The sequence below is a fragment of the Flavobacteriales bacterium genome (assembly GCA_016124845.1).
Taxonomy (GTDB): Bacteria; Bacteroidota; Bacteroidia; order UBA10329; family UBA10329; genus UBA10329.
The window spans coordinates 22,296-41,780 of the sequence record WGMW01000020.1 but is presented as its reverse complement, the minus strand read 5'-3'; the positions used below and the strand labels follow the sequence as shown (position 1 = coordinate 41,780).

General features: G+C 48.5%; 19 protein-coding genes and 1 other RNA gene. 14 read left to right on the top strand and 6 right to left on the bottom strand.

The features are described from left to right. Window positions 1-18: 18 nt before the first annotated feature. Window positions 19-882, bottom strand: coding sequence for a sigma-70 family RNA polymerase sigma factor (locus GC178_09165; protein MBI1287734.1), 864 nt, complete (start codon window positions 880-882; stop codon window positions 19-21). A gap of 509 nt (window positions 883-1,391) precedes the next feature. Between GC178_09165 and GC178_09160 the strand changes: the two genes are divergently transcribed. Together GC178_09160 and GC178_09155 are read left to right on the top strand one after the other, a co-directional pair. Then, window positions 1,392-1,628 (top strand): hypothetical protein, encoded by a 237-nt coding sequence (locus GC178_09160; protein ID MBI1287733.1) that lies wholly within the window; start codon window positions 1,392-1,394, stop codon window positions 1,626-1,628. 1 nt (window position 1,629) lies between these two features. Further along, on the top strand, window positions 1,630-1,923 hold the full coding sequence (locus tag GC178_09155) for a type II toxin-antitoxin system RelE/ParE family toxin (protein ID MBI1287732.1): 294 nt from the start codon (window positions 1,630-1,632) through the stop codon (window positions 1,921-1,923). Window positions 1,924-1,978: 55 nt separating this feature from the next. Here the strand turns inward: GC178_09155 and GC178_09150 are convergent, their stop codons facing one another. Together GC178_09150 and GC178_09145 are read right to left on the bottom strand one after the other, a co-directional pair. Further along, entirely contained in the window at window positions 1,979-2,818 is an 840-nt protein-coding gene (locus GC178_09150) for a hypothetical protein (protein MBI1287731.1), read from the bottom strand. 118 nt (window positions 2,819-2,936) lie between these two features. Then, window positions 2,937-4,367, bottom strand: a complete 1,431-nt coding sequence (locus tag GC178_09145) for a Do family serine endopeptidase (protein MBI1287730.1) — start codon at window positions 4,365-4,367, stop codon at window positions 2,937-2,939. A 254-nt stretch (window positions 4,368-4,621) separates the two neighbouring features. On the opposite strand from GC178_09145, the gene GC178_09140 reads away from it, so the two are divergent. The 5 genes from GC178_09140 to GC178_09120 all read left to right on the top strand — a co-directional run bounded on the left by GC178_09140 (window position 4,622) and on the right by GC178_09120 (window position 9,541). Further along, on the top strand, window positions 4,622-5,395 hold the full coding sequence (locus GC178_09140) for a diaminopimelate epimerase (GenBank protein MBI1287729.1): 774 nt from the start codon (window positions 4,622-4,624) through the stop codon (window positions 5,393-5,395). Between the two features lie 132 nt (window positions 5,396-5,527). Beyond that, window positions 5,528-6,124: a GNAT family N-acetyltransferase gene (locus tag GC178_09135; GenBank protein MBI1287728.1), complete on the top strand. Its 597-nt coding sequence runs from the start codon at window positions 5,528-5,530 to the stop codon at window positions 6,122-6,124. After that, window positions 6,121-6,996, top strand: a complete 876-nt coding sequence (locus tag GC178_09130) for a hypothetical protein (GenBank protein MBI1287727.1) — start codon at window positions 6,121-6,123, stop codon at window positions 6,994-6,996. Before GC178_09135 ends, GC178_09130 begins: the two co-directional genes overlap by 4 nt. Then, window positions 6,996-8,060 carry an endolytic transglycosylase MltG gene (mltG, locus tag GC178_09125; protein ID MBI1287726.1) on the top strand — a complete coding sequence of 355 codons (1,065 nt, stop codon included), beginning with the start codon at window positions 6,996-6,998 and terminating at the stop codon, window positions 8,058-8,060. Before GC178_09130 ends, mltG begins: the two co-directional genes overlap by 1 nt. 71 nt (window positions 8,061-8,131) lie before the next feature. Beyond that, window positions 8,132-9,541 (top strand): phosphoglucomutase/phosphomannomutase family protein, encoded by a 1,410-nt coding sequence (locus tag GC178_09120; protein ID MBI1287725.1) that lies wholly within the window; start codon window positions 8,132-8,134, stop codon window positions 9,539-9,541. 42 nt (window positions 9,542-9,583) lie between these two features. Here GC178_09120 and GC178_09115 read toward each other — a convergent pair whose 3' ends face one another. After that, the gene (locus tag GC178_09115) at window positions 9,584-9,973 is read right to left on the bottom strand and encodes a magnesium citrate secondary transporter (GenBank protein MBI1287724.1); all 390 of its coding nucleotides are present in this window, start codon (window positions 9,971-9,973) and stop codon (window positions 9,584-9,586) included. Then, the gene (locus GC178_09110; protein MBI1287723.1) at window positions 9,970-10,257 is read right to left on the bottom strand and encodes a hypothetical protein; all 288 of its coding nucleotides are present in this window, start codon (window positions 10,255-10,257) and stop codon (window positions 9,970-9,972) included. Before GC178_09110 ends, GC178_09115 begins: the two co-directional genes overlap by 4 nt. Before the next feature lie 96 nt (window positions 10,258-10,353). Here GC178_09110 and GC178_09105 point away from each other — a divergent pair, with 96 nt between their 5' ends. Continuing rightward, window positions 10,354-12,735 (top strand): TonB-dependent receptor plug domain-containing protein, encoded by a 2,382-nt coding sequence (locus GC178_09105; GenBank protein MBI1287722.1) that lies wholly within the window; start codon window positions 10,354-10,356, stop codon window positions 12,733-12,735. A gap of 44 nt (window positions 12,736-12,779) precedes the next feature. Then, window positions 12,780-13,076 (top strand): hypothetical protein, encoded by a 297-nt coding sequence (locus tag GC178_09100; protein ID MBI1287721.1) that lies wholly within the window; start codon window positions 12,780-12,782, stop codon window positions 13,074-13,076. Window positions 13,077-13,127: 51 nt separating this feature from the next. On the opposite strand, the gene GC178_09095 is transcribed toward GC178_09100, so the two are convergent. Continuing rightward, the gene (locus GC178_09095; protein ID MBI1287720.1) at window positions 13,128-14,447 is read right to left on the bottom strand and encodes a hypothetical protein; all 1,320 of its coding nucleotides are present in this window, start codon (window positions 14,445-14,447) and stop codon (window positions 13,128-13,130) included. A 206-nt stretch (window positions 14,448-14,653) separates the two neighbouring features. On the opposite strand from GC178_09095, the gene GC178_09090 reads away from it, so the two are divergent. The 5 genes from GC178_09090 to GC178_09070 all read left to right on the top strand — a co-directional run bounded on the left by GC178_09090 (window position 14,654) and on the right by GC178_09070 (window position 19,485). Continuing rightward, the gene (locus tag GC178_09090; protein ID MBI1287719.1) at window positions 14,654-15,580 is read left to right on the top strand and encodes a DUF2279 domain-containing protein; all 927 of its coding nucleotides are present in this window, start codon (window positions 14,654-14,656) and stop codon (window positions 15,578-15,580) included. Window positions 15,581-15,583: 3 nt separating this feature from the next. Next, complete coding sequence (locus GC178_09085) at window positions 15,584-16,567, top strand: DUF2027 domain-containing protein (protein ID MBI1287718.1); 984 nt, start codon at window positions 15,584-15,586, stop codon at window positions 16,565-16,567. A gap of 6 nt (window positions 16,568-16,573) precedes the next feature. Continuing rightward, an RNA gene (rnpB, locus tag GC178_09080) (RNase P RNA component class A) lies at window positions 16,574-16,902 on the top strand. A gap of 114 nt (window positions 16,903-17,016) precedes the next feature. Further along, window positions 17,017-18,861, top strand: a complete 1,845-nt coding sequence (locus GC178_09075; GenBank protein MBI1287717.1) for a T9SS type A sorting domain-containing protein — start codon at window positions 17,017-17,019, stop codon at window positions 18,859-18,861. Between the two features lie 78 nt (window positions 18,862-18,939). After that, window positions 18,940-19,485 (top strand): hypothetical protein, encoded by a 546-nt coding sequence (locus tag GC178_09070; GenBank protein ID MBI1287716.1) that lies wholly within the window; start codon window positions 18,940-18,942, stop codon window positions 19,483-19,485.

Here is a 19,485-nt window from a genome sequence, read left to right as displayed (position 1 = left end):
TGATTTGGGTTGATTTGCTTATCCTAAGTATGCCTTCAGCAGTTTGCTACGCGAAGTGTGGCGCAGTCTGCGGATAGCCTTCTCTTTGATCTGGCGAACACGCTCTCTTGTAAGGTCGAATTTCGCTCCGATCTCTTCCAAGGTAAGACCGTGGTTCATACCGATTCCGAAGAACAGTTTTACCACATCTCTTTCTCGCTCAGTAAGCGTTGAAAGCGAACGCTCAATTTCTTTTTGAAGTGATTCGTTCATCAGCGTGCTGTCGGCACGTGGCGAATCGTGGTTCACCAATACGTCCAAAAGGCTGTTATCCTCGCCCTGTACGAACGGTGCATCCATCGATACGTGACGTCCAGAAACGCGCATCGTATCGGCAATTTTCTCTTCTGGGATCTCAAGAACTTCAGAAAGCTCTTCGGCAGATGGCTCACGCTCAAACTCCTGCTCCAACTTGGAGAAAGCCTTGTTGATCTTGTTCAAGGAACCAACTTGGTTCAAAGGCAGACGAACAATACGAGACTGCTCTGCCAACGCCTGTAGAATCGACTGACGAATCCACCAAACAGCGTAAGAAATGAACTTGAAACCACGCGTTTCGTCAAATCGCTGAGCAGCCTTGATCAATCCGAGGTTACCCTCGTTGATCAAATCCGGAAGGCTCAAACCTTGGTTCTGATACTGCTTGGCAACAGACACCACGAAACGAAGGTTCGCCTTGGTCAATTTCTCCAAAGCCGCCTGATCACCCTGCTTGATACGCTGCGCCAGAGTTACCTCCATGTCCGCAGTGATCAGGTCTTCTTTACCGATCTCCTGCAAATACTTGTCAAGCGAAGCACTCTCTCTGTTCGTTATCGACTTGGTGATCTTAAGTTGTCTCATGTGTCGTGTTTCAGTTTAAATGAACGTGTAAATACACCTGCTAAAAAGGGCTGCGAAGATAATCAGAATGCATGGTTTATACAATATATATGCAACTGCCCCTTGGCCCAACGTAAATTGAACGGCAGAAACCGCATTTTGTTTCTCGTTTTGTAGAGAAAAATGGGAAAACGGAAAACGTAGTTCAGCGGAGCTAATTTGTGTTTCACACAGAGACACAGAGATGCGGAGAAGTAAATCTCCAATCAAAAACCTGTACTGAGCAAAGTCGAAGTATCGTCAATTGTCAATCGCAAATCCTTTTCAGGGCGTTCCCGCGCGTGGGCGTAGCCGAGCGTCATCCTGGGTGGCGCGCGAAGTGCGCTGTATCGAAGGACAGCGAAGCTACCAGGGCGCGGTCGGGTCTTCCGCATATATCTTTTTCTCGTTCCTCAAAAAAGGATGCCGCTACAGCCCGTAACGCTCGCTACCTGAAACCGTAACCCGAAATTCCGTTGTAACTTTAACCTATGACACGAACGGTGCGATTGGCATGTGATGACCCAGAACGAGTGGAGCTCCTTCTGAAAGTTGCCCGCGAAATGGGCATTCAGGTTTTGGATGACGAAACAGACTATCTGGCACAAGAACCAGAACTCACCTACCAACAGAAACAAGTGCTCGATCAGCGCAGAGCAACTTCCAGAAAGGAAGATTTTATTCCTTGGGAGGAAGCCAAGAAGCAACTGAAATACGGCAAAAAATAAGATGCCGTACAAGGTTGTCATTGAACCGCGGGCGCTTGCCGATATTCAAGATGGCATAGACTATTACGAAGAACAATTGGAAGGATTGGGCGAACGCTTCAGCTCAACCATCGACCATTACCTCCAAGCCATTTCTCAGAATCCACATTACCAAGTGCGGTATAAGGATTACTGTGCAGTACCAACAGGAAAATTCCCGTATCTCATCGTTTACTACTTGGACGAAACGGACGAAACCGCTTACATCATGGCTGTTTTCCACACTTCACTGAATCCGAAAAAACTGCCGAAGTAATCTCGGGCTTTCCGCTTTTACTCCTCGTTTCGCTGAGGGGTAACCGCTGCAATCCCTATTCACTTGTCTTAACGTTACCTTTCTTCGCTTTAGCCTCAAGCTTCTCAATTTCAAACTCAAGCATTTTTACCAGTTCATCAATTGTCATCATAGAGTCCAAGTTCATAGGTTCAGAATCCAGTTCTGACATTATTTTATTCAAAAGGACTTCCTTTCCTGGACATGTTAACTCTTCAATTCTTTTTTGAGCATATATTTCGCTGAGTCGTTTGCGTTCCTTTTCTCTTATGAATCGAGAAAATTCATTTTCCTCACTCCAATTTTTCCAACTGTCCTTGTCACCATTCAACCAATCGTAATAGTAATCCAAGATGATGCCTGACATATCATCTGGATGTCGAATTCCCTCCTTTTCGAAATACTTGCAAAGCTTCGAATCCTGCCATAATCCCCACCTATTCCGCAAATACATACCCAAACCGTGATGATACCTAACCATTTCATCCCGATTTACGAGATTTCTCATTACATCTTTGTCTCTCGAACAGAGTAGTGAATCCAATCGAACCATACACTCGAACATGTTTTCAGGTATCTCATGGTCTTGTGATAGCAACTGGCTACAAACGGAATCTTCCTTTAGTTCAACCAGAGTTCTCTCAATCTCTAATAATCTGTCCCTCACGTAAGTAGAACTAGAATCGATTTCAAAAGCCTCAGAGTACAACCTGTGGGCCTTGTGGAAATTTGGTAGGTTGTCTAGGGTTTCAGCAGCATAATGCCATCTGAAAGTGTCGTAGAATTGGTCTGCTTTTTTGAGCCTTTCATTAAACTCTGATTGTCCGAGACAAACAAATCCACACAACATCAAGTAAAACCCAAATAGCACCCTCATTGGAACAAAGTCGGGAGAACAAAATACTCATTATGAGAAGAGTTCACCGCTTGAGCACCAACAAAAAAGGGGCGCCCTTTCGGAACGCCCCCATCAACCAACCTATCCCACTTCTTCCCTACATACCGAAACCATAATAGGCGGTCAATCCGTTCGGGTAAACGCCCTCAATGAGCACGCCTCCTTCTTTCTTGTTCAATGCGTTCATCACATCTTGCGATGTCGCCACCGATTTTCTGTCAACGCGGGTAATGATGAACCCTTCTTTGATGCCCGCGCCTTTCAATTTACCATTGCTCAGGCTTTTCACTTGCAAGCCGTTTCGCAATCCCATTTGGCGAAGTTGATCTTCGTTCAGCGGTTGCAGGTCGGCACCGAGCTGTACCAGCATGTCAGTTTCCTTGGTGACCAATTCCGTGTTGCCATTTCTGTTGCGGAGTTCCACGTCATACTTTCTCAGTTCGTCATCGCGAAGCACCGTAACCTGCGCCAGATCGCCTGGGCGGTATTCCCCGATCTTCTCCTGCAACTCAGGCACGTTCTTGATCTTCACACCATCCACCGCCACAATAATGTCGCCTTCGCGAATACCCGCTTTCTCAGCCGCACCACCTTTCGAAATGCCATTCACAAACGCACCTTCCGTTGTTTTCAGACCTTTTTCTGAAGCCAGTTTACCATTCAGATCACGGATGCTGACACCGATGAAAGCACGCTGAACGGTACCGAATTCAAGAAGATCATCAACCACTTTTCGGGCAATATTCACAGGCACCGCAAACGCATATCCCGCGTAGCTTCCCGTTGTGGAGGCAATAGCCGTGTTGATACCAATCAACTCACCGCGTGTATTCACCAGCGCACCTCCGCTGTTGCCTGGATTCACAGCCGCATCTGTCTGAATGAAACTCTCAATCGCAAATTCTTCCTGAAGAATATTGATGTTTCTGCCTTTCGCGCTTACAATTCCTGCGGTAACGGTCGAAGTCAGGTTGAACGGATTTCCAACTGCCAGCACCCACTCGCCCACTTGCACTTCCTCCGAATTCCCGTAAGGAATGTAAGGCAGTTCATCTTCATTGATCTTCAACAGGGCAAGATCCGTGTTCGGGTCCGTTCCAAGAACTTCAGCATTGTAGCTGCGTTGATCGTTCAATGTCACTTCTACTTCATCGGCATGATCCACCACGTGATTGTTGGTGAGGATGTAACCATCGCTGCTGATGATCACGCCCGAACCGCTTCCCATCTGGGGTTGCTGCTTGTATCCTCTATCGAAAAAGAACTGATAGAACGGGTTGCCGCTGCTGTATCCGCTCTGCGTCACCTTGGTTTTAATGTGCACCACCGAGTGGATGGAATTGTTGGCCGCGGCCACAAAATCAACGCTGCCCTCGGGAGCTGCCAACGGGTAGTTGACGCGCTGCACTGGCGTAGTGTAAACCTGCTCCACGGCCGTGCCGTTCTTCTTGTCCAAATACGTGTACGTTCCTACCGAAACAATGGCTCCAGTTAGTGCCGCCACAATCAATCCTGTCATCTGTTTCATCGCTGCTTCGATTTTGATTTAACTTTGGTTTTTGTTCTCGATGTCGAGTTTTAGATCAAATTTAACGCCACCCAAACCCGATCGTTGTTCGCCATTTTTTAAAAAATGTTAATGGTCAAAAAATCCTCCGTCTCGTTCCTCGGTACCTCCTTTTCAAAGGAGGACGGACGCCCTTCCCCCTTCAAAGGGGGTGGTCCGAAAGTGGAGCTTGCGGAACGTTTCGGGTCGGGGGATTTAAACTCATCTCTATCTGAATGCTAATTCCATTTTCTAAATACCACGGTACCGGAAACGACTTCGTGATGATCGATAATCGCACGCTGGGACTGGAGCTTTCGCAAAGCCAGATCGCGCAACTCTGCAACCGCAGGTTCGGTATCGGTGCCGATGGCCTCATTCTGCTACAAATGGAACAACGCTCGGTGCGGATGGTTTATTTCAACTCTGATGGCGCGCCAAGCAGCATGTGCGGAAACGGTGGCCGCTGCTTTGTCGATTTTGCGCAGAACCTGAATGCGTTGCGAGATTCAGGTGAATTTTTGGCAGTTGATGGCATGCACGAGTTCAAAATGGTGGGAAAACTTGTCAGTTTGAAGATGGGCGATGTACCGAGTATCGAGCACATTGGTGAGAACGTTTACCTCAACACGGGTTCGCCTCATTATGTAACGATGGTGGATGATGTGCTGAGCATCGACCTTATAAATGATGCGCGGAAAGTGCGCTACAACGACCGTTTTGCGGCTGAAGGCACCAATGTCAATTTCGTTGAATTGATGGATGGGTTGACGCACATCCGAACCTACGAACGAGGTGTGGAAGATGAAACCCTGTCATGCGGAACGGGGGCCACGGCCTGCGCCATTGCGATGCACCATTTGGGTAACGTTTCCGACACAGAAGTTCCGATCAAAGTTTTGGGCGGAAAGGTCAGCGTGTCATTCAAACCGCAAGCTGATGGTTCGTACACCGACATTTGGCTGACGGGTCCGACCACTCACGTTTTCGATGGGACGATTGATGTTTAATAAGACCTCCCCCAGCCCCTCCTTGCAAGGAGGGGAGCTGCCTCTCTGCACAGACCTTGGATGGCTGCACCAGTTCTCCCCCTTGAAAGGGGGAGTCCCGCGTAGCGGGGAGGGGGTCAAAAATGCCTTCACATGAAGCACGAATTGCTGAAAGGCGAAAAAGTCACGCTGCGCGAAATGCGGGCGGATGATTGCGACCTCATTCACGATTGGGAAAACCGTCCCGAACTCGATTATCTGGGTGACGAACACGAACCGCTCACCAAAGAACAAATCGCGGATTTCATTGAAAGTTCCTCAGGAGACATTTACACGGACAGACAATTGCGGTTGATGATTGACCTCAATTCTCCAACGTCATTGCGAGCGCAGCGCGGCAATCTCTCCGATCAAGGAGATTGCTTCGGTCGTTCCTCCCTCGCAATGACGATTGGCTGCATAGATCTATTCGAATTCGACCAACACAACCAACGGGCAGGAGTAGGAATTCTAATTGCAGAAACCGAAAACCGAAAGAACGGCTACGCCAAAGAAGCGCTGAACCTTTTAACACATTACTGCCTTGAAGTGTTGAACCTCAGGCAATTGCACTGCCATATTCCCGTTGATAATGAGGCCAGCTTGCGGTTGTTTTCAACCTGCGGCTTTGAAGAAACAGGCCGTTGCCACGATTGGGTGAAAAAGGGAAATGCGTTTATTGACGCGGTGTTTATGCAGCGATTGAGATGAAAGAATTACTGACAATCATATTCACACTTTTCGCAGTTACAAGCAAAGCTCAATTCACTCACGAAGAATTTAAAGGACATTGGTGCTTTTGTGACCCTCTCGAAGAATATTCAGAGGTTGTAATCACAGATTCGCTAATTGACCTCTTAAATGTTGATTTGTTTGGTATGATTCCAATGCATTACCACTTTGACAATGGATTTGCACTCTCAAATTGGGCGTTCGAAAGTGATGATTCCAGGTGGAGCTTGAGCGAAAACCAGGATATTGACACGTTGAATTTTGAGGTTCTCTCTCCCGATCAAATGATAATTTTCTGGTATGGCCGAAATGATACACTAACAAGGCTGAAAGAGAAACCCAAAAACTTCTACGATTATGATTGCTCAGTAGGTATGAGCTGGCAAAAGTTCGAGGCATTGCTTCTCTACGAGTTCAACCAAAGACGCATTAGAGGAAATCTGTATTGTCCACCAAGAATCCTTTCCGAAATAGATTCCAAGGACAACAATATCTATGAAGTTGATATCGATTGGGAAAAAGACTCGATCTCGCCTCATATTTCCGCTCCATTTGTTGAATACCAGTACATCGATATTGACTCAATCAAATTGAGTAAGCCGAAATTCGTTTTGGAAAAATGGAATCCAGACAGTTCTATTTGTTTGATAGTCTTCGATTATTTCGGCCCTTGTTATGATGAGTACATGCACCACGCGAAAATCGATTCATCAGGCGCACTTGGGCTAATTCTCAAACCTCAAAGGTTTTCGAAATGTCCAGACCGATGTGCCATTAGGTTTTATTTCGATCTATCAGTAACGAATTTCAGATTTGATACCATTCTTCTGAATGGAACAAGAATCAAATAATGGCTAAGAAAAAGGCAAAAAAATCATCCACCAACTGGCAGAAAATTGTGGCCATTGTTGTGGTCATCATTATCTGTTTGGGTGGCGTTTCGGCTTGGGAGCTCTACTCCATGATCTACCGCCCTAATGTGGGTTTCAAGGCCGATGAGAAGTACTTCTACATTCCAACGGGTTCGGTTTATCAGGATGTTTCCAACGCACTGGTGCAGCAGGGCATCATCATCAACCAAACGTCTTTCGATTGGGTTTCTGAACAGAAGAAATACAAGCTGAATGTGAAGGCGGGTCGCTACAAATTAGAGCGCGGCATGAGCAACAACGAACTCGTCAATCTGCTACGATCTGGCGAACAGGAGCCCGTGATGGTCACCTTCAATAATGTGCGTTTCAAGGAAGAACTGGCGAGCAAAGTGGCTTCTTACATCGAAGCAGATAGTTTGTCCATCATCTCCTTATTGAACGACCGCGATTTCGCAAACAAGTACGGTTTCAACACCACTACGCTGTTCACGCTTTTTCTGCCAAACACGTATGAGTTCTGGTGGAACACTTCTGCTGAACAATTCATGGAACGCATGGCGGGTGAGTACAAGAATTTTTGGACGGCCGAGCGCAAACAGAAAGCACAAAAATTGGGTCTGAGCCAATCGGATGTGAGCATTTTGGCCTCCATCGTCCAGAAGGAAACCAACATGTCGGACGAAAAACCCGTGGTGGCAGGTGTGTACCTCAACCGCCTCAAAAAAGGCATGTTGCTTCAGGCCGACCCGACCTTGGTTTACGCCAACCGTGATTTCACTGCAAGACGCGTGCTGAACAGCCACAAGACCATCGATTCGCCTTACAACACCTACAAATATAAGGGTTTGCCGCCAGGGCCGATCTGTCTGCCAAGCATTCAAAGCATTGATGCTGTGCTCAACGCTAAATCGCACAACTACCTGTATTTCTGCGCCAAGGCCGATGGTTCAGGATATCACTCGTTTGCAAGCACGTATGACGAGCATCGGAAAAACGCCCGTGAGTTTCAGCGCGAGCTGAACAAACGCAAGGTTTACAGATAGGGGCGTATGGCCGTACGCCCTTACAACCGGTTTGCCACAGCAAACCCCTACATTCGCCCAAAACCTTTCAGATGGCAATTCCCATCAAATTCGGAACAGACGGTTGGCGCGCGGTGGTCGCCAAGGAATTCACGGTAGAAAATGTAGCGCGCGTAGCGCAAGGAACGGCCAATTGGGTCTTGGCGCAAGGCCTGCCGAAAGTGGCTGTTGTCGGTCACGATTGCCGTTTCGGGGGCGAACTTTTCGCTGAAACGACCGCCAAGGTTTTTCTGCAGAATGGATTTGAAGTGTATCTGGCTGAAGGTCCAGTTACCACGCCCATGGTTTCGTTGGGTGCGAAGGAATTGAAAACAGGCATCGGTGTTATCATCACGGCAAGCCACAATCCGCCAGCGGATAACGGCTATAAGTTGAAAGGAAACCATGGTGGCCCGCTTTTGGAGGCCGATGTAAAAGCTGTGGAGAAACTCATCCCCGATGAATATGAATTTGAGTTGGACGCCATCGACCTTGACAGCTACCGCGAAAGCGGAAAGCTGAAAACAGCCGAATTGGAAGATCTATACGTTCATAAAGTCGAAGCCAATTTTGACCTCGATGCTATCCGAAATTCAGGGGTGGAATTCGCATACGATGCGATGTACGGTTCTGGTCAGTACGTGATGCGAAGGTTGTTTCCTGACATCACGTTTCTCCATTGCGAACGCAATCCGCTTTTTGACGGAACGCCACCCGAACCGATTCTCAAAAACCTCGGTGAATTTGCTGAGGTCATCAAAATTTCAGGCGATATCGATTGCGGCCTTGCTACGGATGGCGATGCCGACCGCATTGCGCTTTTCGACCACGAAGGGAATTATGTGGACAGCCACCACATTCTGCTGTTGCTCATTCACTATCTGCACAAGGTGAAAGGCTGGAACGGCCGTGTTGGAACTGGTTTTTCATCCACCGTCAAAATCAATCAATTGTGTGAGAAATACGGTTTGGAATTGGATGTGGTGAAGATCGGTTTCAAGCATTTGTGCGGCATTATGATTACCGAAGATGTGCTTGTTGGTGGAGAGGAAAGTGGCGGCATTGCCGTGAAAGGTCACATTCCAGAACGCGATGGCATTTGGAATGGGTTGGTGCTGTGGGAATTCATGGCCAAATCGGGTAAAAGTCTGCACGACCTCATTCAAGAGATCTATGACATCGTTGGTGAATTCGCCTTTGAGCGGAATGACCTCCGCATTGCTCAATCATTGAAAGAAGAAATCGTGGCCAATTGCGAAGCTGGTAAATACGACCACTTCGGCCATTACAAGGTTCAAAAAATCGATGACCTTGATGGCTGGAAATATTGGCTCAGCGACCACGAATGGGTGATGATCCGTCCATCAGGAACGGAACCTGTTCTGCGAACTTACGCGGAAGCGAGAACCCGAGAAGACGCGTTAGCTATTCTTGAAGCTTGCAAGGCTGAGATCGGTGCTTGACCAATTTGTTTCTTACACAGAGACTTTCTGAGAAATAGAGATTCACAGAGAAGGAGAATTTAGTGATGGTGTTCTTCTGAAGCTGATCTCGCTGTTGATGGTAAGATTGAACATCACGGCTCCCAAAACGTACATCAGCACATCCAATACATCTGAAGTGTAAGCATTTGAAGTGCGAGGCAAGTACCATTCAAAATACACCGAATAGATAATTAGTATTGGCCAAATGTGCCATGCGGTCAGTCGATAATTCGGAATGAAATAGCGGTACATGGCCAAACCCAGTGTGAGCACGATCGGAAAGCACAGCAGGTCGTCCAAATAGCTGTGAATTATGGGAACGAAAATCCCGAATGCTTTTTCCAGCAACTGATTGGTGGCGGCCAACGCAACAGCCACCAGAAAAATCGGATTTGACAATGTCTGTTTCATCCTGGCGTAGTCGCGGCCATCCAGAGAAAAAACCACGTGATCGCAGCAAAAATGGCATGCAATACCCAGCCCGTCTTTCGAACCATTACCATCAGGAAGTTGTCATCTTCCCGAACACGGAAAAAGTCGTTCTCCTTGAAAATTCGCTCCCGCTCCTCCCTTGCTTCTTTTTCCTTCAGCGAAAGATGATCGAGCAGCTCATCGCAATGGACACAGCGGTCGGTCGGCTGCTTTTCCCAAGTGGTCCACTCACCACAGTTTGAACATTTTTTCTCTGTTTTCATAGAGCGTTCATCACCCAAAAGTACAGCACAAATGCTTCGGCCGCGAACAATATTTAACGAGTTGGGTTTAGAACCAAAATCAACCTCAGACCAAGAATGAAGCACGTATTGTTCGCCCTTCTTCTGATCTCCAGTTTATCAACGTTCGCCCAAACGGGAATTGTGCAAGGCCGCGTTTCGGATGCCAACAGCAATGAGCCGATCCCGTTTGCCAATGTAGTGCTGCAAGGCACCACGCTGGGTGCATCTACCGATCTTGATGGCAATTACGAGATCAAGAACATCACGCCAGGACTATACAACGTGGAAGTGTCGTTTCTCGGATACAAGACGCATGTAGAGTATGAAGTGGAGGTTTTCAATAACAAGCCTGCGCTGATCAATGTGAAATTGGAAGAGGACAGCAAAACCCTTGAAGCGGTTGTGGTCACGGCCAATCCGTTCGAGAAGAAAGAGGAAAGTCCTGTTTCGTTGCGGACGATCGGAGTGAACGAAATTCAACGGAACCCAGGCGGAAACCGCGATATTTCCAAGGCGCTGCAATCGCTTCCTGGTGTTCAATCAACCGTGGCGTTCAGGAACGACATCATCATCCGCGGAGGCGCGCCCAACGAGAACCGATTCTACTTGGACGGAGTGGAGGTTCCCAACATCAATCACTTCGCTACGCAGGGCTCTTCGGGCGGTCCGGTGGGAATGATCAACGTGAATTTCATCCGCGAAGTGGAATTCTATTCAGGTGCGTTTCCTGCCAACCGAGGCAATGCGTTGAGCTCGGTGCTGAATTTCAAAATGAAGGATCCGCGCCAGGATCGCATCGGTGGCAATTTCACGCTGGGCGCGAACGATGCAGGCATCACCATCGAAGGACCGATCGCCAAAGGCCATTCGTTCATGTTCTCGTATCGCAGAAGTTACCTGCAATTTCTGTTCGCGTTGCTGAAACTGCCGTTCCTGCCAACGTACGATGACTTCCAGCTGAAATACAAGGCGAAGATCAACGATAAGAACGAGCTGATCGTGGTCGGTCTCGGTGCCATCGACCAGTTCAAACTCAACCTTGACAAGAATTTGGATGAGGATCAGAAGCGGTTGGTGGAAGTGCTGCCCGTAAACAATCAATGGAATTATACGCTTGGCGTGAACTGGAAGAATTACCGCGAAAAAGGTTATTCGCAGTTGGTGGTGAGCCGCAACATGCTCAACAACACCGCCATCAAATACATGGACAACATTGAGGTCGATACCAACCTGATACTCAACTACAAGAGTCAGGAAATAGAGAACAAGATGCGGTTTGAGAACAACTGGCGCGACAAAGGTTGGAAGATCAATTACGGGGTGGTTTACGAATACGCGCGATACACCAACAGTACGTTCAATAAGATCACACTTCCAGATGGTTCCATTTTCAGCAAGTCGTTTTCATCGGCCATCGAGCTGCACAAATGGGGCGCTTTCGGGCAGGTGAGCCGTTCGTTTGTGGAAGGCCGATTGCTGCTCTCGCTCGGAGCGCGGGTTGATGGCAACAGCTACTCGAAGGAAATGGCCAAAACATACGAGACGTTCTCTCCAAGATTTTCGCTCTCCTATTCGTTCAACGACAATTTCAGTCTCAACTTCAACGTAGGCCGTTACTTTCAGCAACCGCCCTACACTACTTTCGGTTACCGCGATAACAGTGGTGTACTCGTGAACAAGCAGAACGGGTTGAAATACATCGCATCCAACCACGCGGTTCTGGGCACCGAGTATGTAAATAAGAACGGATTGAAAGTGTCGGTTGAAGGATTTTTCAAGTACTGGCAGCATTATCCGTTCCTGCTTCGCGATAGCATTTCTTTGGCCAACCTTGGGGCTAATTTCGGAGTGATCGGAAATGAGGCTGTGGTCTCGAACAACCAAGGACGCGCCTATGGAGTGGAGTTCCTTGTGCAACAGAAACTGTGGAAAGGCTTTTACGGCATTCTTGCCTACACGTGGGTGCGCAGCGAGTTCCAAGACCGCAATGGCAAATTCGTGCCTTCTGCCTGGGATGCACAGCACCTCATCTCCATCACCGCAGGAAAAAAGTTCAAACGGAACTGGGAACTTGGCGTGCGCTGGCGATTTACTGGTGGCGCACCTTATACTCCAGCCGATGTGCAGACCTCCTCACTCATTCCCGTCTGGCAACTCAACCGAAGCGCACTGCCCGATTATTCGCGCCTCAACAGCCAACGGCTCACGCCTGCGCATTTCCTCGACATGCGTGTAGACAAGAAATGGTTTTTCAAAAAATGGGCACTCAACGTGTACATCGATGTTCAGAACGTGTACAATTTCAAAGCGCAGCAGCCTCCACAATACATCGTTCCGACCGATAGCAACGGAAATCCACTGATCGACCCCAACGACCCATCACGCTATCAACTCCAACAGGTGAAGAATGTGACAGGAACTGTGATCCCTTCCTTTGGGATCGTGGTGGAGATCTGATTCCACCGAAACCGAACCGAATAATTGCATACTTTTTCATCGGAATGAGTTTTGGAGGTCACGTAATGGACATGGTGCGCAGAATGAATTACAACCGTGCGCTGCTGGAAGCAAGGCGAGAAAGGACCGCCAACCTGAAACACAATATTTATTCCGGTGCCCAATACAAAAGAAAGGCTGCGCCTGAAAGGAAAATACCGAGGGAAAAACTGAAGCGCATCGTTCGGAAGATTCACATCAACAAAAAACTTCAACGCGAAGCGTTCACGCGAAAAACGTTCGTTGCCATGATGGCGGTCGCTTTCGCCATTTTTGTACTGGTGATGATTCTGACCCAATAAAAAAACGGCCGCGCTTTCGCGCGACCGCCTCTCCCACCAAATCTTTCCACTCTATTTTCTACCGGCAGAACCCTTGGAGAAACCTCCCTTGTTCATGCTGGTTGATGAACTGCTTCTGCTTGGAGCCTTGCTTACTGAACCTGTACTTCTTGTGGAGGCAGGTCTCGAAGCTGTGGTTCTCGAAGGTGCACTTGAGCTGGGTTTTGAAACCGCATTTCTTGAACCTGAACTCTGCTGAACATGGGTTGAAGTTCCGCGGTTCATGGAAGATGAACTCGACAATGAACCTCTGCTCGAACCGGAACTCTGTGTAGTTCTCGCTGGTGCAGTTCGTACCGAAGTGCTACTTCCTCTGCTCATTGAGCCGGAAGTTGAACCACTTCTGTTCGGAGCAACCACTGTCGGTCTGCTTGAACCTGTACTTCTGGTTGCTGCGTTACTTCTTGCAGGCGCGGTTTGTACAGGTCGTGCTTGCGTAGTTGCCGCATTGCGTGAAACCGAGGTTTGATTGACACGGCCGTTGTTGTACCCATTTGTCGGTGCTGTTCGGTAATTGGAACCGTTGCTTGGAACCGAACCTGTTCGTCCGTAGTTCGAAGTCGCAGCTGTATGCTGGCTCATCGTTCCGCGGTTTACCGCGGTTGGTCGTGGAGCCTCCATTGCTTTGGTAACCGTTGTTCGTTGGCGCACCACAGGTGTTTGGCCGTAGCCAGGAGTCTGTGAGTAACGATGTTGCGTGGTTGTCACCACATTTCCACTTGGGGTGTATGTGTGGCCAATGGTGGCGTAGCATGGACGTGGGTTGCTCACATACGGATGGTAGTACGTGTAGCGCACTGGTCGGTAGTATCTTCTGTAGGGATTCAGGTTCACGAAACACATGGTAGGTCTTACAAACGCCACGTAGAACGGACGGTACACGAAGTAAGGATTCCATGTGTTGATGAAACCTGTGTGGTAGGCGTATCGGCCGTAGCCGTTGTAGTAAATGTTCATCCCGCCAACCCGACAAACTCTACGGTTGTTGTAGCTGATCTGCACATCACCTACTTGGCTCACGCGTCCGTACCAATCGTAGAAAACAGGCACATTCTCTACCTGAACCACCGCACCGTAATCGTCATACTGCACATACGGATTGTAATTGTAGCCCGAATTGAACGTTGCATTCACATATCCATTGCTCACCGTTGTGGCACCTGAATTGGCAAAATAAAAATCGAACTCGCCATCTGGATAAACGGCAAAAGTGATTCCCATCTCATCGAAAACGATCGCATCCGCGTAGCTATTTATGTACGAATATCCGTGGGCTTTGGACTGGAACGTAAGGGCCAGAACACCCATCAATATCAAAGTCAGCTTTTTCATGATCTTCAGTTTTTGGTTAGACATCTGCGGCACTTTTATCGGTCGCTTGCAGCCACTATACCCAAGACAATGCCAAACTGCTTTTTCATGAAATTCTAAGCACAAAATACTGAGATGAGAAACCTGAAAAGTGAAATTCGAAACGGTTTCCAACTTGAAGTTTTTTGAATTTCGGATTTCCTGTTTGAGGAAACTACCTTTACAACATGTTGAAGAAGCTGCTGCTTTCGAGTTTTCTGCTGCTTGCCGTGAATTGCAGTTGGGCTCAGTCCGATCCATCCACATTCAAGTTTTACCGCGACACCATCTATAAAGGAAGAGCTATTGGTCTGGGAGCAGGAACGGCCTCCCTCTGGGTCGGTTCCGTGGTCGGCCTGAACCAACTTTGGTATGCCAACGAACCGCGTTCCAAGTTCCACCTGTTTGATGACAGCCGAGAATGGTTGCAGATGGATAAGGCAGGGCATTTCCTTACCAGTTACGCCATCGGTTACTATTACATGGATTTTATGCGATGGTCTGGTTTCAACCGAAAGACCAGTATTTGGGCAGGCGGTTTCATGGGCAGTTTTTACATGGCTGGCATCGAAATATTGGACGGTTTTTCGGGTGCGTGGGGTTTTTCACTCAGCGATTTCACGGTCAACACATGTGGCTCATTTGCGGTCATTCTACAGGAATTGGCCTGGAATGAGCAGCGCATCACGCCTAAGATCTCGTACCACCCGACAGATTTCGCACAGTATCGACCCAATCTGCTGGGCGACAATTTCGGGTCGCGGATGATGAAGGATTACAACGGCCAAACCTTTTGGCTTTCCATCAACATCCATTCATTTCTGAAGGAGCAGAGCAAGTTTCCGCGTTGGATCAATTTTGCAATGGGTTTTGGAGCCAATGGCATGATAGGGGCGTTTGAAAACCCTGATGTCGATGCCAATGGCAATCCATACCCAAAGTTCACACGCTATCGGCAATTCTATCTTTCGTTGGATGTGGATCTAACGAAGATCCGAACGAAGAAAAAGTGGCTGCGAACCATTTTCAAAGCGGTCAATCTCATCAAACTTCCGTTCCCAACGGTCGAATTCAATCCCGTTCAAAAGGTCAAATTCCATCCGATCTATTTTTGAGCCGTGTTCCGAGTTGGAGAAAAAGTACGTTACCTTGATGAGGTCGGTGAGGCGACCATCGTTCACATCGTTGATGCAAAAACTGCCATTGTGGAAGATGAATACGGTCTGAAGCACCCGTATCCGCTCAGCAAACTCGTACCTGCCGAACGCGACCATGTGCCTGCACAACCGCAGCCACAATACATCCAACCTGAAACACCGAAACCACAACCGAAGCCCGCTCCAAAACCTTCAAATACAGTTGCCTTGCCTGAATTGGCGCTGGTCTTCACGTCAACCAATTCATCCAAACCCGAAAGTGGCGACCTCGACCTTCTGTTCGTCAACAGTTCCAACTATCACCTGCTGGTGAATGTGGCCGCCAAGGAAGGTGACGAATGGTTCAGCATTTTCAACGGTGAGATCCTTCCGAAATCGGACCAGTTGGTGCAATCGCTGCGAAGACAGGATATTGGCATGCTCAGCAATTTGAATGTGGATGTGATCTTCTTTGGCAAAACGGGCTACGAAGCGCGCGAGCCGATCTCCTGCCTCACGAAAGTGAAAGTGACACGATTTGTGAAACCAGGTAATTATTTGACTTACGAAGGCATTGAAAACCCTGGCATCTGCTTTCCGATTGAAAAAGAAAAGGCGGTTACCGCGCCTTCCTTCCCGAAAATCCCACAATCTGGCAAACAGGTTCAGAAACCTTCGCTTCCAACCATTGAAGAAGAAGTTGACCTTCACTTGGAAGCCATTCTCGGAACGGAACCTAATGACATGCCCGACCATGAGAAATTCCTCACGCAAATGCGGCATTTCGAGCGCAAGCTCAATAATGCGCTCACCCGCAAGTATGTGCAGATCACGTTCATTCATGGAGTTGGTTCTGGAAAACTGAAGGAGGCTATCCGCCAAGAATTGACCGAATACGGCCTCACATTCGAAGAAGGTCCATTCCACAGATACGGAGTTGGTGCAACTGTGGTGCGACTACACTAACTTTGCAGCGCAGATCGGCTCATCACTCTTTACTGAGGGAGGAAAGTCCAGACAGCACAGAGCACCGCACCGCGTGCAAGCGTGGGTGCCGCAGAAGGAATTCTGCAGCAACAGCAAGTGCCACAGAAAATAACCGTCCGCCTCTGGCGGATAAGGGTGAAAATGTGAGGTAAGAGCTCACGGGCCGGGTCGGCAACGGCACGGTCGGGTAAACCTTGCGGGCTGCAAGGCCAAATAGGTCGGGAATTAAGGGTTGCTCGCTCTTTCCCGATGGGTGGGCTGCATAGATAAATGGTGAGCTAAAACAGAATCTGGCTTACGGGTCTGCACAAAACGGCCTCTGACGGGAAATCGTCAGGGGCCGTCCATTTTCTAACCATTGAGCCGTCAACCCTTACACAGTTTCAAACGGGCTTTTGAACTACATTTGACATTCTTCAATCATTACCATGAAATCACTTTTACTTTCACTACTCTCCGTATTTTCCATTTCCGTCTTCGCGCAGCAGCAAGAAGTTGGCCCGACCCATTACTCAAGAAGCGCGCTGGAACCTGAGTTGGCCCCGTTCTATCATGGCGTTGCCTCTGGCGATCCGCTTCCTGATGCGGTTGTGATCTGGACGCGCATCACGCTGAACAGTACCGACCCCGTGGACGTGAACTGGCGAATGGCCACCGACACGCTTTTCAGCAACATTGTGGCAAGTGGCATGGCAACAACCGATTCTTCGGTTGACTGGACCATCAATGTGGATGTGACGGGACTTGATCCAGACTCGTGGTATTATTATGATTTTGAGTACAATGGCGACCATTCGCTCATTGGCAGAACCCATACTGCGCCCGTTGGTGGTGTGGACCATCTGCGCTTTGCGGTTCTCTCCTGCCAGAATTATGAGCACGGTTATTATCACGCGTACCGCGATCTGGCGGGAAGGAACGACATCGACTGCATCCTTTTTTTGGGCGACTACATCTACGAATATGAAGTGGGCGGTTACTCGGCCAATATTTCTGGCCGAACGAACGAACCTGTGAACGAGATCATCTCATTGAGCGACTACCGCACGCGCTACTCGCTCTACAAACTCGACCCCGATCTGCGCGATGCGCATCAGCAGTATCCGTTCATCGTTATTTGGGACGACCACGAATCGGCCAACAACTCTTACACCGATGGGGCCCAGAACCATACGCCTGCCACAGAGGGACCATGGTCCGATCGCAAAGCGCATTCCATTCAGGCCAATACCGAATGGCTGCCTGTAAGACTGCCCGATGCGAACCATCCTGAAAAGCGTTTCCGAAAATTCGAATTCGGAGATCTTGCCGAACTGGAAATGTTGGACACGCGCCTTTACGACCGCGATGAGCAGGGTTCGGGAAGTGATCAGGACAGGAGTTTGATGGGCTATGAACAGCGTCATTGGCTGTATGACAATCTGGAAAATGCGACCACGAAATGGAAGGTGATCGGACAGCAGGTGATGATGGCTCCATTGACGGCATTCGGATTTCCCATCAATAACGACCAATGGGATGGTTATCCTGCCGAACGTGACAGCCTTTTCAATTTCATCGCTACCAACAATATTGACAATACGGTTGTGCTTACAGGTGACATTCACACTTCGTGGGCAAATGATCTGCCAGGCGATAATTACGATTCCAATACTGGCAGTGGCTCTGTGGGTGTTGAATATGTGGTGACCAGCGTTACCTCATCCAGTTTCCCCATTCCAGTTGGACAGAACCTGATCATGTCGGTAAACCCGCACATCAAATATGCAGACCTGACACAGAAAGGGTACCTGATCCTGGACCTGACGGACACGATCGCCCAATCCGATTGGTATTTCGTTTCGGACGTTACCGTACCCACGCACACCTCCTCGCTCGGCACCAGTTGGTTTACGCGTGACGGAGAAAACCATCTTGAACACGCATCTGCTCCAACGGTGGGAGACTCCTATCCACCATTGGCCCCCGTTTTTGAACCAGACACAAGCACAGGTATTGCAGAAATTGAAAACGAACCTGTGATCATTGGAGCTTATCCGAACCCATTTTTCGACCGCTTTGTGGTGCAGTTCAACCTGTTCCAACCAGAACAGGTGCGCATCCGTTTGACGGACATCTCGGGTAAAATGATCATGGAGAAGGATCTCGGGCAATTGCGTAACGGCCTTCAGTACCTGCAAGTGAACACCTCTGACCTACCCGCTGGGCTCTATATCTTTACTTTGCAGACAGAAAATGCGGTCGTTACTCGAAGAATGACCAGAATAGAGTAACCAATTGGGCTTACTTCCGTAGATTTGGTTTGCTGACCAAACTTCAAGTGCCTTGATTTAGGCACCTCTATTTGCGGAATGTCTGACGGAATTAACAAGTATGCGCTCGTTGGTGATGAAGCCGTTTTGTTCCAACATGAAGGTCAGGTAAACAAGCAGGTGTTGCTCGACACCTTGCCACAGTTGGAACAGATACTCGACAGCCTTTCGGTAGATAGACAGAAGAAACGGAAGATCGTCAACATTGCCATCGAAACGCTCCAGAACCTACAGTTGCACTCTTTTCAGCAGGAAACAGCGAAGGAATACGGTCTGCCGCCCATGTTCATGCTCACCAAGAACAAAGACCACATCACCATCATCATCGGCAACTTGGTTGCAAACAGCGAACGAGCGGTTTTGGAAGACAAGCTCCGCAAGATCAACAGCCTAAATGAGGAAGAGATCAAATTCCTCTATGGCGTTATCATGAAGCAGACCGTGGTAAAATTCTCAACCAAGGGAGGCGCTGGCCTCGGACTTATCGACATGAAGAAAAAATCGGGCAATGACCTCGGTTTCAGCTTCCAGGATGTGGATGATGAGGTCTGCTATTTCAATCTACGCATCAGCGTTCCGTGCTGA

Coding starts and splice junctions, on each gene's coding strand:
- GC178_09165 (MBI1287734.1), bottom strand. CDS start 882: ATGAGACAACTTAAGATCACCAAGTCGATAACGAACAGAGAGAGTGCT.
- GC178_09160 (MBI1287733.1), top strand. CDS start 1,392: ATGACACGAACGGTGCGATTGGCATGTGATGACCCAGAACGAGTGGAG.
- GC178_09155 (MBI1287732.1), top strand. CDS start 1,630: ATGCCGTACAAGGTTGTCATTGAACCGCGGGCGCTTGCCGATATTCAA.
- GC178_09150 (MBI1287731.1), bottom strand. CDS start 2,818: ATGAGGGTGCTATTTGGGTTTTACTTGATGTTGTGTGGATTTGTTTGT.
- GC178_09145 (MBI1287730.1), bottom strand. CDS start 4,367: ATGAAACAGATGACAGGATTGATTGTGGCGGCACTAACTGGAGCCATT.
- GC178_09140 (MBI1287729.1), top strand. CDS start 4,622: ATGCTAATTCCATTTTCTAAATACCACGGTACCGGAAACGACTTCGTG.
- GC178_09135 (MBI1287728.1), top strand. CDS start 5,528: ATGAAGCACGAATTGCTGAAAGGCGAAAAAGTCACGCTGCGCGAAATG.
- GC178_09130 (MBI1287727.1), top strand. CDS start 6,121: ATGAAAGAATTACTGACAATCATATTCACACTTTTCGCAGTTACAAGC.
- mltG (MBI1287726.1), top strand. CDS start 6,996: ATGGCTAAGAAAAAGGCAAAAAAATCATCCACCAACTGGCAGAAAATT.
- GC178_09120 (MBI1287725.1), top strand. CDS start 8,132: ATGGCAATTCCCATCAAATTCGGAACAGACGGTTGGCGCGCGGTGGTC.
- GC178_09115 (MBI1287724.1), bottom strand. CDS start 9,973: ATGAAACAGACATTGTCAAATCCGATTTTTCTGGTGGCTGTTGCGTTG.
- GC178_09110 (MBI1287723.1), bottom strand. CDS start 10,257: ATGAAAACAGAGAAAAAATGTTCAAACTGTGGTGAGTGGACCACTTGG.
- GC178_09105 (MBI1287722.1), top strand. CDS start 10,354: ATGAAGCACGTATTGTTCGCCCTTCTTCTGATCTCCAGTTTATCAACG.
- GC178_09100 (MBI1287721.1), top strand. CDS start 12,780: ATGAGTTTTGGAGGTCACGTAATGGACATGGTGCGCAGAATGAATTAC.
- GC178_09095 (MBI1287720.1), bottom strand. CDS start 14,447: ATGAAAAAGCTGACTTTGATATTGATGGGTGTTCTGGCCCTTACGTTC.
- GC178_09090 (MBI1287719.1), top strand. CDS start 14,654: ATGTTGAAGAAGCTGCTGCTTTCGAGTTTTCTGCTGCTTGCCGTGAAT.
- GC178_09075 (MBI1287717.1), top strand. CDS start 17,017: ATGAAATCACTTTTACTTTCACTACTCTCCGTATTTTCCATTTCCGTC.
- GC178_09070 (MBI1287716.1), top strand. CDS start 18,940: ATGTCTGACGGAATTAACAAGTATGCGCTCGTTGGTGATGAAGCCGTT.